The sequence below is a fragment of the Ornithinimicrobium jinqii genome (genome assembly GCF_045032595.1).
GTDB lineage: Bacteria > Actinomycetota > Actinomycetes > Actinomycetales > Dermatophilaceae > Ornithinicoccus.
Map to the genome: position 1 here is coordinate 147,008 of NZ_JBJFZS010000012.1, position 14,730 is coordinate 161,737.

The 14,730-nt window shown below is 74.5% G+C and carries 8 protein-coding genes; 4 read left to right on the plus strand and 4 right to left on the minus strand.

From position 1 onward, the window contains the following. Positions 1-8 precede the first annotated feature (8 nt). Both ACI3ET_RS05915 and ACI3ET_RS05920 read left to right on the plus strand, forming a co-directional pair. A complete protein-coding gene (locus tag ACI3ET_RS05915) occupies positions 9-935 on the plus strand; it encodes a DMT family transporter (protein WP_405032051.1) in 927 nt (308 codons plus the stop codon). A 28-nt stretch (positions 936-963) separates the two neighbouring features. Continuing rightward, positions 964-1,434 carry a hypothetical protein gene (locus ACI3ET_RS05920; protein WP_405032052.1) on the plus strand — a complete coding sequence of 157 codons (471 nt, stop codon included), beginning with the start codon at positions 964-966 and terminating at the stop codon, positions 1,432-1,434. Positions 1,435-1,520: 86 nt separating this feature from the next. Here the strand turns inward: ACI3ET_RS05920 and ACI3ET_RS05925 are convergent, their stop codons facing one another. The 4 genes from ACI3ET_RS05925 to ACI3ET_RS05940 all read right to left on the minus strand — a co-directional run bounded on the left by ACI3ET_RS05925 (position 1,521) and on the right by ACI3ET_RS05940 (position 12,025). Continuing rightward, the gene (locus ACI3ET_RS05925) at positions 1,521-3,353 is read right to left on the minus strand and encodes a copper resistance CopC/CopD family protein (RefSeq protein ID WP_405032053.1); all 1,833 of its coding nucleotides are present in this window, start codon (positions 3,351-3,353) and stop codon (positions 1,521-1,523) included. 12 nt (positions 3,354-3,365) lie between these two features. Then, positions 3,366-3,980, minus strand: a complete 615-nt coding sequence (locus ACI3ET_RS05930) for a hypothetical protein (RefSeq protein ID WP_405032054.1) — start codon at positions 3,978-3,980, stop codon at positions 3,366-3,368. Continuing rightward, the gene (locus ACI3ET_RS05935; RefSeq protein ID WP_405032055.1) at positions 3,977-11,374 is read right to left on the minus strand and encodes a cell wall-binding repeat-containing protein; all 7,398 of its coding nucleotides are present in this window, start codon (positions 11,372-11,374) and stop codon (positions 3,977-3,979) included. Before ACI3ET_RS05935 ends, ACI3ET_RS05930 begins: the two co-directional genes overlap by 4 nt. Before the next feature lie 162 nt (positions 11,375-11,536). Continuing rightward, positions 11,537-12,025, minus strand: coding sequence for an aminoacyl-tRNA deacylase (locus ACI3ET_RS05940; RefSeq protein WP_405032056.1), 489 nt, complete (start codon positions 12,023-12,025; stop codon positions 11,537-11,539). Positions 12,026-12,107: 82 nt separating this feature from the next. On the opposite strand from ACI3ET_RS05940, the gene ACI3ET_RS05945 reads away from it, so the two are divergent. Both ACI3ET_RS05945 and ACI3ET_RS05950 read left to right on the plus strand, forming a co-directional pair. Next, a complete protein-coding gene (locus ACI3ET_RS05945) occupies positions 12,108-13,388 on the plus strand; it encodes an allantoate amidohydrolase (RefSeq protein ID WP_405032057.1) in 1,281 nt (426 codons plus the stop codon). Further along, positions 13,385-14,728, plus strand: coding sequence for a formimidoylglutamate deiminase (locus ACI3ET_RS05950; protein ID WP_405032058.1), 1,344 nt, complete (start codon positions 13,385-13,387; stop codon positions 14,726-14,728). Before ACI3ET_RS05945 ends, ACI3ET_RS05950 begins: the two co-directional genes overlap by 4 nt. Positions 14,729-14,730: the final 2 nt, after the last annotated feature.

Genomic DNA, 14,730 nt, shown 5'->3' on the forward strand with positions numbered 1-14,730 from the left:
CTCGGGAGGTGCCCGCCCTCCTCCTGCTCGTCCTTGCGACGCTGTTCTGGGCGGGCAACTACCTCGTCGGCGAGCGGGTGGTCGCCACCCTCGACCCCCTGTCGCTGACGTGGTGGCGGTGGACGATGGCGGCGGTGCCGCTCGTCGTCCTGGCCCAGCTGGTCGAACGGCCGGACTGGCGGCGGGTGCTGGCCCGGTGGCGGGTCCTGCTGCTGGCCGGCGTCCTCGGCGTGGGGGGCTACGGCCTGCTGCTCTACGCCGCGCTGGAGCGGACGAGCGCGGTCAACGCCTCGATCGTCAACGCGCTCAACCCGGCGGCGATCGTCGTCGCGGCCGTCCTGCTCGGCCAGGCGAGCGCCGGACGGCGGACCTGGGTCGGGGTGGCGGCTGGGCTCGCGGGCGTCCTGCTCGTGCTCACCCGGGGCGAGGTCGGGCGGCTGCTCACGCTGTCCTTCAACGGCGGCGACGTGCTCATGCTCGGCGCGGTCACGGTGTGGACGGCCTACACGCTGATCGGGCGACGGCTCGGGCTGCCGGTGCTGGCGGCGACGGCCGTGCAGGTCGTGCTGACGGCGATCCTCCTGACACCGGTCGTGCTGCTCACCGGGTTGACCGTGCCGCCGGACCGCGGGGCGTGGGGAGCGGTCCTGTTCATCGTGGTGTTCCCGTCGATCGGTTCCTACCTGTGCTGGAACCTGGCCATCGGACGCGTCCCGCCCGGCGTCGCCGGCACCTCGATGAACCTCGTCACCGTCTTCACCGTGGTCATCGCCGCGCTGCTCGGCCGGCCCCCGACGCTCGTCCAGCTGGTCGGCGGTGCACTCGTGATCGGCGGCGTCCTGCTGGCGTCGGGGGTGGGGCGGCGGAAGGGACCAGCCGCCGGAGGTGCCCGGGAAGCCGCCGGCCTGCGCGACGTCATACCCCCTGGGGTATGATCGTCCGCACCCGACGGAAGGACCCGGCATGACCACCCCCACCCGGCCGAGCCCGCAGGACGAGGCTGCGCTCGAGCGCATCCGCGTGCTGACGCAGAGCCCCGCGACGCCCGTCATCGCGTCGCAGGCCACGATGCTGGACCTGCTGCGCGGCACCTGGGCCGGCCACCGGCTCGCGGGCGCGGCCGTGATCGCCGTCGTTCTCCTCGTCGCGCTCGGCGTCCTGGTCGCCCCCGGCGCCTCGTGGTGGGTGGTGGCGCTCGTGAGCGTGGGCACCGGCCTCGCGCTGGCGACCTACCTACCCGCCCCCGGCCAGTCGCTGGGGCAGGCGTTCGGCGGCGTGTGCGGGGTCGCCGGGTTCTGCCTGCCGCTCCTCGGCGTCTCGCAGCTGGCCCAGGGGGCCGCCGGAACCGCCCAGGGGTATGCCGTCGCGCTCGTGGTCGTGGGCCTCGCCCAGCGGGTGCTCACCGCGGGGTCGTGCGGGACGCCCTCGCGCTGAGGCGCGGCGGGTGACGTGACGTGGGGCCGGTGGGGTGACGTGGGTCCGCGCCGACCCGAGGTGGGGGCGGCTCCCGGTGCCGTCCTTCAGCCGACCGGCTCGGCGACCACCACGTCCACGGTGAACCTGCCCTCCAGGGACCGGCCCAGGGACGTCACCTGCACCGTCCAGGTGCCGGGCGCGGGGAGGCTCACCTCGGGCGCGACCCAGTAGCTGCCGGACAACGACTGCAGGACGACCTCGCGCGGGGGCAGGCCGGCCCGGGCGACCGTCGCCGTGGCCACGTCGACGGCCCGGGGGGAGCCGACCTGGTCGTAGAAGGTCAGGTGGAGCGCGTTGCCGCCCGCCCGGGCGGGGGTGAGGATGACGTCCACCGCGCCGGCACCGTCGTCCACGGTGCTGGCGAACGACCGGGGCTGCAGGGCCTCGCGCGCCGGTGGGGTGTTGACCAGCATCGCGGTCGTCCCCAGGACCAGGGCCACGACCACCAGCTCCAGCCGTGCCGTCCGGAAGACGCCGGCCGACGTGGTGACGGCAGCGACCAACCGGGTCCGCTGCCACCAGCCCAGGCCGAGCAGGATCGCGACGAGGACGAGCTTGACGATGAGGGTGGCCCCGTAGCGCGTCGTCAGGAGCGTCCCGGGGCTCATCCCACTCTGCTGGGCGGCCGAGGCGACACCCGTGACGGCGACGACCACGACCGACCCCAGTGCCAGGGTGGAGAACCGGCGGACGGCCCCGGCGGTCTCCTCGTCGGCGCCGCCGCTCGTCGGGGACAGGACGAGGCCGAGGGCGGCCAGACCGCCGATCCAGGCCGCGGCCGCCGCGTGGTGCGCGACGTCGGAGGTGACGGCGAGAAAGGGTACGGCCGCGGTCGAGGGGTGGCCGCTGAGCGCGAGCGACACCATGACGACGAGCACCGCCGCGCTGGCGACGATCCCCACCACCGGGCTGGTCCGGCGCCACAGCAGGGCAGCGCCGAGGGCGGCGAGCCCGGCCAGGATCCGGACCGCGTCGTGCAGACCGGCCGCGGTGCCCAGCACGGCGTCGTCCAGCAGGGGGAGGGCCTCCAGCAGGGAACGCCCGGAGGCCTCGGCGACGTGGGACAGCAGTCGGCCGAGCGACCCCAGCAGGATCGCTGCCGCCGCGCCGGTGGCGACCTGGGCGGCCCGGGTGCTCCGCAGGGTCGCGGTCGGGGCGACGAAGGACCGGAAGAGCACCAGCCCGCCCAGCACCGTGCTGCCGGCCAGCAGGACCCACCGGGACACCCACCGGACGGCGGCCACGGTCGTGGAGGTCGCGAAGGCGGACGTCGACCCCGCCGCCGAGGAGTCGCCGGAGCCGGGGTCGGCCGGTGGGGCCGCGTCGGCCGGTGGAGCCGGGATGGTGGGCGAGGGGGTGGGGCTGACGGGGTCGGTCGGGGTCGAGGTCGGGGTCGGGGCGACGGGGCTGGCCGTGGTGGTGGGGGGAGACGAGGTCGCAGCGGGAGTGGTCGAGCTGTCAGGGGTGGCGGCGTCGTCCGAGCCCTCCTGCACCTGGAAGACGAAGCTGCCGGAGATCACGTGCGAGTCGGTCGAGACGACCGACCAGGACACCGAGTAGGTGCCCGGGTCCTCGGCGTCCACCTGCGCGGTGACGGTCGACCCGCCGTCCCGCGTCGTCGTGTCGTCGTCGACGCGCTCCCCGTCGGGACCGACGACGCGCAGGCCCCCCAGCTCGACGTCCACGGGCGCGCTGAACCGCAGCGTGACGCTCTCCGGTGCGACGTCGTGGACCGAGTCGGCCACCGGGTCGGTCGAGACCAGCGACGTGTGCGCCCGGGCCGGGGAGGCGGTGAGGAGCAGGGGGAGCAGCAGGGCCACGAGGGCGAGCAGCCGGCGGAGCAGGACCACCCCGGACGACGACCTGGTCACTGGCACGGACGGGGTCCCTCAGTGGTCCGTCTCGTGAGGTTCGCCGCCGCCACCGGGCCCGCCGGAGACGTCGACGTGCACCGGCTCGGTGCCGGGACCGAGCCGGAACTGTGCCGGGCCGGTCCCGCCGGGCACCTCGAAGACCACGACCCCGTTGATCATGGCCCCGGGCGTCAGCGACTCGTCGCCGAGCAGGGCGAGGTAGGGGGAGTGCTCCTGCCCGTCGACGGTCAGCGTGACGTCGCTGGCCGGGAACTCGGTGCCCTCCTCCCCGGCGGAGACGACCATCTCCACGGCCACCCGCTTGGATCCCTCGGGCACGGCGTCGGAGATCATCGCCGAGCCCATCTGCATCCCCAGTCTCTCGAACCGGTCGGCGTCGTCGGGGTGCATGAGCATCATCGGGTCCTGGATCGTCCAGGCGCCGGTGACGACCAGTCGTCCGCCGTCGTGCTCGACCTCGCTGCCGACCAGGGCCCGACCGTCCGCAGCCACCTGGCCCCAGACCGTGAGCCCGAGCAGCAGCACGACACCGAGGAGCACCAGCCCCCAGGCCTGGCTGCGTCGCAACGGTCGGGGAGCCGGCGCCTCGGTGTCGGTCGCGGTCCGCAGCCGGTCCGGGGCGGTGGTCATTCGAGCAGCACCCGGACGGCGTCCTCGACGGCCTGGGCGACGGCCACGGGTCCGCCCAGGACGGTCACCCGGAGCGGGTCCAGCCGGACCAGCTCGTCCTGCACCGCCTGCGGCACGGCGGTCGGGTTCGTCAGCAGGATGGGGACCCCGTCGAGCCCGGCCACCGGACCGGCGGACAGCGCGTCCGGGAAGTCGGCACCGGTGGCGAGGAACACCCGGTCGGCCCTGGGGAAGAAGGCCGCGCTCAGTGCGGCAGCCGTGGAGTACCTGTCGTCGCCGGCGATCCGCTCTGGTGTCACTCCCGCCGCGTCCGCGACCTGACCCAGGACGACGTCCTCGACCGCCACCGGACCGCCCAGCACCACCACGCGGGTGGGCTGCAGGCGGGACAGCTCGTCGGCGACCACCGACGGCAGGCCACCGGGCGTGGTCAGCAGGACGGGTGACCCGTCCCGGGCCGCCGGTGCGCTCCCGGCGAGGGCGTCCGGGAAGTTGGCGCCGCTGGCCACGACCACGGTGTCCACGCCCGGTGCGAAGGTCGCGGCACTGATCGCCGCGGCGGTGCCGTAGCGGTCGGCGCCGGCCAGCCGGGTCACCGTGCCCGTCATCTCGGGGACGTGGGCCTCGAGGGCCGCGACGACCGACGGGTCGACCGCGACCGGCCCGCCGAGGACCACGATGTGCTGCGGGGCGAGCCTGGTGAGCTCGTCCGCGGTGGGGGCCGGGAGGTTGAACGGCGACGTCAGCAGGAGGGGTGCCTGTGCCCGGGCCGCCGCGGGCCCCGCGGCCAGGGCGTCCGGGAAGGTCGCGGCGCTGGCGACGAAGACGGTGTCCACCCCGGTCGCGAACCGGGAGGCGCTGACCGCCGCGGCGGTGCTGAACCGGTCCGGCCCCGAGATCCGGTCGACCACCGCGCTGGCGGTCGTGAACGCACTGGTGAACGGTGCGCCGGCCGCATTGCCGCGAAGGTCGGTGACCGTCGCGTCGACCTCGACGCGGTAGTCGCTCGAGCGTCCCAGCCGGTCGTCCGGGTCGAGGGTGACGGTGGAGACCGCGACGTCGAGGCTGTGGTCCTCGGTGACCGTGGCGGGCACCGGCTCCCCGGTGGCGACGTCGACGAGGCGCACCCGGTCGGCGAGGCCCTGGGGATCGATGCGTTCGGAGAAGGTCACCGTCACCGTGCCGTTGCGGGGGACGTCCCCGGAGCCGTCCGGGGGTTCGACCGCGGTCACGGTCGGACCAGCAGTGTCGTCGGCGTCCAGCACGAGGACCTGCACGACGCCGGCCAGCGGATAGCTCTCGGTCCCCCCGTAGGGGTCGGTCCTCGTCACCGTGGTCGTCGCCGAGACCTCCAGCACGCCCCGGGAGGGGTATGCGGTCACCGGCACCGTGACCTCCACGGTCCCGTCCCGGCCGGTCGTCACGGTCGTGCTGAAGACGTTGGGCTCGGGGACGGTGAGGCTGACCTGGTGGCCCGACCCCAGCGGTCGGCCGTCGACGGACAGGGCCGCGGTCACGGTGACCTCGCCGGGGAGCGCGGTCACCACGAGCGGCTCGGCGGCGAGCTCCAGGACCGGCGCGCCGGGCACCGGCGTGGAGGCCTCGTTGATCACCCGCAGCGGGGAGCAGTTCATGTAGGGGCTGGGGCACTGCTCGAGGGGCACCGGGAAGCGCTCGGTCCCGGGGGCGGGCTGCTGGTGCACCCGCAGCAACCCCCAGCTGCCCGAGGACAGCCCCATCGTCCCGTTGGCGACGCCGTAGCGGAAGTCGCCGACCGACTGCAGCTGCCCGCCGGCCGCCTCCACGTGCATCGTCGCGGAGCTGCCGGTCGCCAGCGACCCGGCGACGCCCTGGCGGACCGAGTCCGCGTCGAAGGCGTGCTCGAGCCAGCTGTGCCCGCCGAGCGAGTAGGCCACGGTCCGGGCCCGGTCGGCGGAGTGCAGGACGTGGACCCGCAGGGGGTCACCCTGGTGGGCCCGGATGATCGGCGTGTCCGGGTCGCCGATCGGCGCCCCGTCGACCGGATAGGTCGTGCTGAAGACGTTGGCCAGCCGTTCGCCGAAACCGGGGTCGGTGAAGGGTGCACCGTCCGGGTCGCGGGGTGGGTCGGCGGTCACGTCCGTGATCGGGCCGGGCAGACCCAACCGGTGGTGGAAGGGGGCGTTGCGATAGCTGATCGCCCGCTCGCCGGCGTCGGGCCAGTCGTCGGGGATGGGGTCGTGGAGGATCGTCCCGTCCGCCGAGCGCAGGTTGAGCCCGTTGTGATGGACGAGGACGGCGTCGCGGTAGTCCGCACCGACGCGTCCCGGCAGGACGTCCACCTGGGTGCCGGAGGTCACCCGCTCCCCCGTCATCGGGTCGCGGTAGACGGCGTCGGGCGGACCGACGACGAGCCCCGCCAGCAACCCGTGGTGCCGGTGCCCGCGAACGTCCCCGAACTCGGTGAGCGGCAGCGCGCCGAGCTCACCGTCGGTGAGCGCCGGCTCGCGCGCGGGGTCCTGGTAGGTCACCTGGTCGGCGTACCAGACGTACTGCACGGTGTCGCCCGGCCCGGCGGTCTGGTCGAAGTTGTACCCCACCGTGGTCCCGTCGCTCGTGCGCACGTCGTAGCGCACGAGGGAGGGGTGCAGGGAGACCCGGGTCCCTGCATACCAGGGCACGCCGGGCGCGAACACGCCGGCACCGTCCTCGTCGGGCGGGACCGGGAACTCCGGTTCGAGCGCGATCGCGGCGTCGCCGTCCAGGGTGCCCCGCAGCCCGTGCTCGTCGAAGCGGTCCCAGTCCACCGCGTTGGTCAGGCTGACGATGACGCAGTCGCCCTCGTTGGCCCGCAGGACGAGCGGCTCCAGCTCCTTCTCCCCGGCCCGGACCGCCGCGACGTCCGCGGAGAGGACATAGGCCAGGCCGTAGGGGTCGTTGTCGCCGTAGCGGTTGTAGACGATCTCGGTGTCGATGGCCGAGACCTGGAAGTACTTCTGCGGGGCGCCCGTCGGACACGCCGCCGGCAGCGGCTGCTGCGCCCGGGGGATGTTCGCCTGCGGGTTGGGCGCGGGCAGCGGGTATCCCGTCATCAGGCCGACCGGGTTGTCGGGCAGCGGAACGAGCGGGTTGTCGGTGGTCTGGTCGAAGACCCGCATGACGCCCCAGGCGCCCAGCCACATGTCCTCCACCCCGGTCCCGCCGTAGAGGAAGTCCGAGACGCGGGGCTGGCTGCCCAGCGGCGGGGTCGGGCAGACCACGTCGCCGCCCAGCCCGCAGTCCACGCCGACGGCGTCGATGTTGAACGCCTCGGAGACGCCGATGTGCCGGGCGTTGATGTAGGGGGAGGCGGGGTCGAGCGCGTCCCGGCGCCACCGCACCCCGTGCACGCTGAAGTTGTGCATCTCCTCGTGCGAACCCTGGATCAGGCGGTAGCGCACGTTGTCCCCGCGGTTGGCCATGAGGACCGGGGTGTCCGGGTCGCCCCAGATCCGTGAGCTGAAGGTGTAGGCAGGGTCGACCCAGCCGGCCGCCCCCAGCGCCGCCCGCGTCGGCGGCGGGGCCTGTGGGTCGGTGACCGGACCCACGCCGGGACCGGCGAACTGGCGCAGGAGCATCGGGGCGCTGCGGTAGTTGATGCCCATCCCGCCCTGGTCGTTGCGCGCGGCCTCCAGCGGGACCAGGGGCGGTTCGACGGCGTTGGCGCGGTCGAGGATGTCGGCGTGGGTCGCCGAGCGCTGGAAGACGGGGATGAAGTCGGCGATCGCGACGCCGAACTCGCGGAAGTCGTCCTGGCCCGCCGGGCCGATCAGGTCCATCACCGAGCCGTGGGCGGTGCCGAGGCAGGACGTCTCGCAGACCGGCACCCCGCGACCGGCCGTGTTCACCGGCTGGTGGAACTCACCGGTGAAGGGGTCGCGGCTGTCGTAGCCCTGCCCCTCGACGACGAGCGCCGAGAACAGCCCGCGGTTCTGCAGCGTCCCGGCGAAGTGGTGGTCGTGCATGAACGCGGTGCGCAGCTCGTAGTCGGCGTACCACCGCTCCTTGATGGTCTGTCCCTCCGACAGCCAGCTCGCCCGCGGGTCCGCCGCCTCCTGGACGGGGTCGCGTCCGGTGGGGGCCGTCGGCACGCACGGCTGGCCCGCGGCGCAGGGGATCGTGCCGTCGAGGACGCCCTGGGTGAAGGCGGCCTGCTCCTGGGTGAAGGCCGCCTGCTGGTAGTTCCAGCCGTTGGAGGACCCGTCGGAGGCCAGGACGTCGAAGTTCACCAGGTGGATGTGGGAGCCGACCATGTTGGTCGCCACGAGCTCCTGGTAGGCGTCGTCCCCGATCCAGTTGGGCGTGCGGTTGGTCAGCTCGAAGTTGATGCAGTCGCCGGCGTTGACCCGGAAGAAGAAGGGCTCCGGCTCGATCTCGCCCGCGAGCACGGCATCGACGTCGGCGTCGGCCACGATGATCCGGCCCTGGACGTCGCGCCAGCCCTGCGGGTTGGCCTGGTCGCCCTCGACGTAGGTCAGCGGCAGCTGGATCACCGAGGCGCGGTAGGTGATCTCCCGTGCCCCGGGCACGCACGGGTCGACCACGGGGGCTCCGGGCAGCGGCTGGGCGTCCGGGTCCAGCTCGTCGCCGAAGACGTAGGCGGGGTCGTGGTAGGCGCGGGTGACCTGCTGCTCCAGCGCCAGCCGGTGGGCCGTGCGGGCCACCGCGGCGTCGGCGGGGTCGAACCCCTCGCTCGGGGTGACCGTGACGTTGGTGCCACCGACGGACAGGTCGGGGGTGGCCGTCCACAGCCCGAGCTGGACCGTCCACGGTCCGCCCGCGTCGCCGGTGACGGCCACCGACCTCACGGACTCGAGCGACTCCAGCGCGGCCCGCACCTGCGCGGCGGTCGCGTCCGGCGCCAGCGGGGGCGACTCCATACCTGCGAAGGACAGCGTGAGGTCCGCCCCGGGGTCGACGAGGGCGACCTCCTGGGTCGCCTCCAGCAGCGCCGGGTCCAGGGGGGTGGTGCCGACGCTGCGGACCGCGGGAACCTCCACGGGGTCGCCCGCCGCGTCGAGGACGACGCTGCCGTCCTCGGCGAACTCGCGCTGCCAGACGCCGAGCGGGGGCTGGGGGGCGCGGGAGCCGTACTCACCCGGGATGAAGCGCGGGTAGCCGGGGTTCTCCAGGGTGGGGGCGTTCTTGGCCGGGGGCACGCGCGGGTGGGTGGGCTGGTCCGGGGAGATCTCGTTCAGGGCCAGCCACCGGTTGACCCGGGTGCCGTCGGGCAGCGCCCGGGCGCCGTCCTCGTAGGTGTCGTGGACCCGCATGAGGGCCCAGAAGCCCCACGAGAAGTGGGTGTAGAGGTGGCAGTGGTAGATGGAGTCGCCGACGGTGCCGACGCGGCCGCCCGCACCGTAGTTGAGGTCGGCGGTGAACGCGGTCCAGGGGGAGTAGGTCTGCGAGTCGATCGTGGTCGCGCGCGGCTGGGCCGTGGGGGTCGGGCGCGGCGGGATGCTCCACGCCGGACCCAGCTCGTCCGGCTCCGCCGGCCAGGTGTGGGCGTGCAGGTGGAACACGTGGGTCTCGTAGACGCCGGCCTGGCCGAACCGCAGCTTGATCGGGTCGCCCTGGTAGGCGCGCGTGACGTTGGCGACGTAGCAGGACAGCGGGGCGTCGTCGTCGGTCGCCAGGGTCAGGCCGCAGCCCTCCACGTTCTCGGCCGGCAGGCCACCGGGGACGGTCGCCGGGTCGGTCCCCGCCCAGTCCGGCTCGGTCGGCAGCCACGGGCCCGTGCCCGAGGCGAGCTTGACCATGCCCGGGTCGCCGTAGACCCAGGAGGACAGGACGGTCTCCTCCGAGACGCACTCCTCGCACCACGGGTCGCCCTCCCGGTTCCACTGGATGCGCTTGTACTCCGGCTCGGAGCCGTAGTTGATGCTGAACCGCTCGAACAGCGGCTCCGCGTCAGGCGCGGGTGCTCTCATCGGGATGAGGTCCTGGCTGACCAGCACGCTCTCCCGGAAGCGCAGGAAGGTGCCCTCGCTCGGCACCGTGACCACGGCGTCGACGTAGAGGTCGCCGTTCCGCCGGGCGACGGAGGCGTACTGCTGGTCGGGGACGGTGGAGGAAAGCTCGGCCCCGCTCACCGGGTCGAACCACCGGGCCCCCGCCGGCTGGACGGCGAGCCCCCCGTAGAGGCCGTGCTCGGCGCCACCGCCGTCGCTGTCCGCCCCGCCCGGCATGGCCTGGTCGCGGAAGAGGTAGAGGCCCGTGGTCTGTGGCGCCACCCAGTAGTAGGTGTGCGTCTGGCCGGGGGCGACGGTGCTGTCCGCGTTGTAGCCCAGGCTGCTGCCCTCGCTGGTCTGGGGGTTGTACGAGACGCCGAAGGCCTGGAGCGAGACGTGCGGGTCGACCTGGGGCAGCCACGGCGGCATGTCGCCCTCCGGGGTGTCCAGCAGACCGTTGCGCAGCGTGATCTCCAGGCACTCGCCCACGTTGGCCCGCAGCACGAGCGGCCGGGGGCGGAGCCGCCGGTTCCCTGCCGGGTCGTCGGCCGGGTCCCCGGCGAGGGGGACGTGCCAGTGCTGCACGGCCGCCACGTCCTGCTCCAGGGCGAAGAGCATCCCGTCAGGGTCGCCGTCGGTCAGCTGCTGCGTGCCGGTGACGGGGTCGACGGCGGCATCGCCGGTGTCGTTGCCCCACCGGCTGAAGGGGATGAAGGCCCGCACCGCGGCCACGTCGTAGGAGCGCACGGCGGTCTCCGCCGTGCAGGCGGGCGCCGCAGGCACGATGGCCGCGGACCCGGGCGTCGCGGGGAGCGTGACGAGCATGCCCCCGGCGAGCATCGAGACGGCGGCCGCCCACCCGACCGACAGGCGGCCCACCGCCCCCGCACCGACGGTCCGCACGCGCCGGGTGGTGTCCGCCAGGGCCCGGACGGTGACGGCGACCGCCCCCATCGCTGCGACGACGGCCACCACGGGAGGGGTGACGCCGGCCCCGACGTGCAGGGCGTGCTCGAGCACCCCCATTTGGGCCATCTCGGGGTGCCCCCCGGGGGCGGCGTGCTGGTGGCCACCGTCGGCGAGGAGGCCGCCGAGGAGGGACAGCACGACGGTGGTCACCACGACGGTGACGGCCAGCAGGACGAGTCCGAGGGCGGCCCGCAGGGCGGGCGCCCCCGGCAGCCGGTGGGTGAGGCCTCTCCGGGCCGCGGCACGGGCGAGGAGGCCGGCCAGCACGGCCGGCAGGACGGATGCGCCGGCCGCGGCGAGCGTGCCGGGTGCCGGCGCGATCGCGGCGTCCCCGCGGACCTGCAGGAAACCGACCGCGAGAGCGACCGTGAGCCCGGTGAGGAGGAGGCCGAGGGCGCGAGACGGCGGGCTGCCCTTGCCGCGTGGCAGCAACCGGTCACGGGTCGGAGGCGGCACCGGTCTCCGAACTTCACGTACACCCATCGTCAGGGCCCTTCCCCGAGGCGCGCGGCAACCGCCGCATGACGTGCGTCACACACTAGACCGGGCGTGAACACCTTGGGAAGACGCAAACTTGAAGTTTTCTTTACCCTTTCTTTGCCCGACGCCGCGGGTGGGTCAGGTGGCGGTCGACGCCTCGGGGTCGGTGACGTCGGCGACCTGCGCGCCCAGGTGGGCCAGCGCCGCCTCGGCGTTGACCGACACCGCCACGCCGTGGGCGCCGGCGCCCAACGAGATGATCCGGTCGGGGTCGCCGGTAAGGGTCGCGTCGGCGACGACCGGCCAGGCGGTGCTGGAGCCGAACGGCGTGATCGTCCCGCGGGCGTAGCCGGTGGCCTCCCTGGCCGCCTCGGCGTCCGGCATCGACAGCCGGCTCACCCCGAGGACCGCACGCAGCCGGGGCCAGGAGATCTGGCGATCGCCGGGCACCAGGACGAAGAGGTGGTCGTCCTCCCCTCGCCGCACCACCATCGTCTTGACGATGTCCCGCGGCTGGACGCCCCGCACCGCGGCGGCCTCCTCGAGGCTCCCGACGCGGCCGTGCCGGGTGACAATGTGCTCCAGGCCGCTGGCGACGACCGCGTCCAGGGCACGCTGCTCGCTCATGGCGTCACGGTAGCTGTGGTGCTGGATCTGGTGCTGGATCTGGTGCTGCAACGGCGTTGGCGGTGGCCCTAGAGTCGACGGCGTGAGCAGCGCCGCCTTCGACAGCATGTGGTCCGCCCTCGAGCAGGTGGGCCGGGTGGGCAGCGGCGGCTACCGGCGGTTCGCCTGGACGCCCGAGGACCGCACGCTGCGAGAGTGGTTCGCCGCCGAGTGCGCCCGCCGCGGCCTCGACCTCACGGTCGACCGGGTGGGCAACCAGTGGGCCTGGTGGTGGGACGGGCCGGGCACCGTCGACGACGCCGTCGCCGCCGGCCGCCCCGGCGTCGCGATCGGCTCCCACCTGGACTCCGTCCCCGACGGGGGTGCCTTCGACGGCCCCCTCGGAGTCGTCTCCGCCCTTGCCACCGTCGACCGTCTGCGGGAGGCGGGCGTGCGGCCGGACGTGCCGCTGGCCGTCGTCAACTTCGTCGACGAGGAGGGTGCCCGCTTCGGCATCGCCTGCGCCGGTTCCCGGGTCCTCACCGGCCAGCTCACGCCCGAACGCGCCCTGGCGCTGCGCGACGTCGACGGCACCACCTACGCCGAGGCCCTGCGGGCCGCCGGTCGCGACCCCGCCGAGCTCGGCCCGGACGACGAGACGCTGCGGCGGGTCGGCACCTTCGTCGAGCTGCACGTGGAGCAGGGCCGCGCCCTCGTCGACCTCGGCGCCCCGGTCGCCGTCGCCAGCGACATCTGGCCGCACGGGCGCTGGCGCTTCGACTTCTCCGGCGAGGCCAACCATGCCGGCACCACCCGGCTCGAGGACCGCCGGGACGCCATGCTCGGGTATGCCGATCTCGTCCTGGGGGCGCGCCACGTCGCCACCCAGCGGGGGTGCGTGGCGACGGTCGGCAAGGTCGCGGTCACCCCGGGCGCGGTCAACGCGGTCCCCTCGCACGTCACCGGCTGGCTCGACGCACGCGGTCCGCAGGAGGACCATGTGAGGGCGCTCGTCGACGAGCTCACCGGGCGGGCCGGCGAGACGGGGGCGCAGGTCGTCCGGGAGAGCTGGACGCCCACGACCCGGTTCGACGCCGCGCTGGGCGACCGTCTGCGTCAGGTGCTGGCCCGCGCGGGCGGCGCTGCCGAGCCGCTCTCCGTCCCCGTCCTGGGCACCGGAGCCGGCCACGACGCGGGCATCCTGGCCACCGCCGGCGTGCCCAGCGCCATGCTCTTCGTCCGCAACCCCACCGGCGTCTCGCACAGCCCGGCCGAGCACGCCGAGCGCGCCGACTGCCACGCCGGCGTCGAGGCGCTCGTCGCCTGCGTGCGCGACCTGACCTCGCTCCGCGCAGCCCCGGCCGCGGACGGCGCCGACGCGTGAGCGCGACCTACCACGCCGCATACGCGCACCTGCCCGGAGGCGTCGCCGCCGACGTGCGGATCACCGTCGCCGACGGGCGCCTGACCGCGGTCGAGCCAGATGCTGCAGCCGACCCCGGGGACGTGCGGCTGCCCGGCGTCGTGCTGCCCGGTCTCGCGAACGCCCACAGCCACGCCTTCCACCGGGCGCTGCGCGGACGCACCCACGACCGGGGCGGCACCTTCTGGACGTGGCGGGAGCGGATGTATGCCGTCGCCGCCCGCCTCGACCCGGACAGCTACCTCGCGCTGGCGCGGGCCGTCTACGCGGAGATGGCGCTGGCCGGTGTCACGGCCGTGGGCGAGTTCCACTACCTGCACCACGGCGCCGACGGTCGGCGCTACATGGACCCCAACGCGATGGGGCAGGCCCTCAGCGAGGCCGCCGCGGACGCGGGGATCCGGCTGACCCTGCTCGACACCTGCTACCTGGCGGGCGGGTTGTCGGGGGAGAGGTACGTCGCGCTCGAGGGCCCGCAGCTGCGGTTCGGCGACGGGGACGCGGAGACCTGGGCGTTGCGCGTGGCCGACCTGCGCGACTCCACCGACGGGGGGCCGGCCCACCTGCGCGTGGGCGGGGCGATCCACTCCGTGCGCGCCGTCCCCCGGGAGCAGCTGGCTGCGGTGGCGACCGCGGTGCGCGCGGGTGGGCGTCCGCTCCACATCCATCTCTCCGAGCAGCCGGCGGAGAACCAGGCCTGCCTCGACGCGCACGGGTTGACGCCCACCGGTCTGCTCGAGGCTGAGGGCGTGCTGGGGCCGGACCTGAGCGCCGTGCACGCCACCCACCTGACCGGCGAGGACATCGGCCTGCTGGGCCGCCACCGTGCGTGGACCTGCTTCTGTCCGACGACCGAGCGCGACCTCGCCGACGGGATCGGGCCGGCCTCGGCGCTGCGCCGGGCGGGGGCCCGGCTGTCGCTGGGGTCCGACCAGCACGCCGTCGTCGACCTGCTCGAGGAGGCGCGGGCGCTGGAGATGCACGAGCGGCTGGCCAGCCTCGAGCGCGGCCGGCTGACGCCGGAGCAGCTGCTCGACGCAGCCACCGCGCAGGAGAGCATCGGCTGGGTGGACGCGGGCCGCCTGGAGGTCGGTGCCCGGGCCGACCTCGTCGCCGTCCGGGAGGACACCGTGCGCACCGCAGGGTCAGACCCCGCGCAGATCCTGCTCTCGGCCACCGCCGCCGACGTGGATACGGTGGTCGTCGACGGCGAGGTCGTCGTGCAGGACGGCCAGCACCGGCTCGGGGACGTCGGCCGGTTGCTGCACGAGGCCATCACCCCGCTGTGGAAGGAACGCTGACC

What these genes read in the sequence shown, in the direction of transcription:
- ACI3ET_RS05920 (WP_405032052.1), top strand. Translation starts at nt 964, where the DNA reads ATGACCACCCCCACCCGGCCGAGCCCGCAGGACGAGGCTGCGCTCGAG.
- ACI3ET_RS05930 (WP_405032054.1), bottom strand. Translation starts at nt 3,980, where the DNA reads ATGACCACCGCCCCGGACCGGCTGCGGACCGCGACCGACACCGAGGCG.
- ACI3ET_RS05940 (WP_405032056.1), bottom strand. Translation starts at nt 12,025, where the DNA reads ATGAGCGAGCAGCGTGCCCTGGACGCGGTCGTCGCCAGCGGCCTGGAG.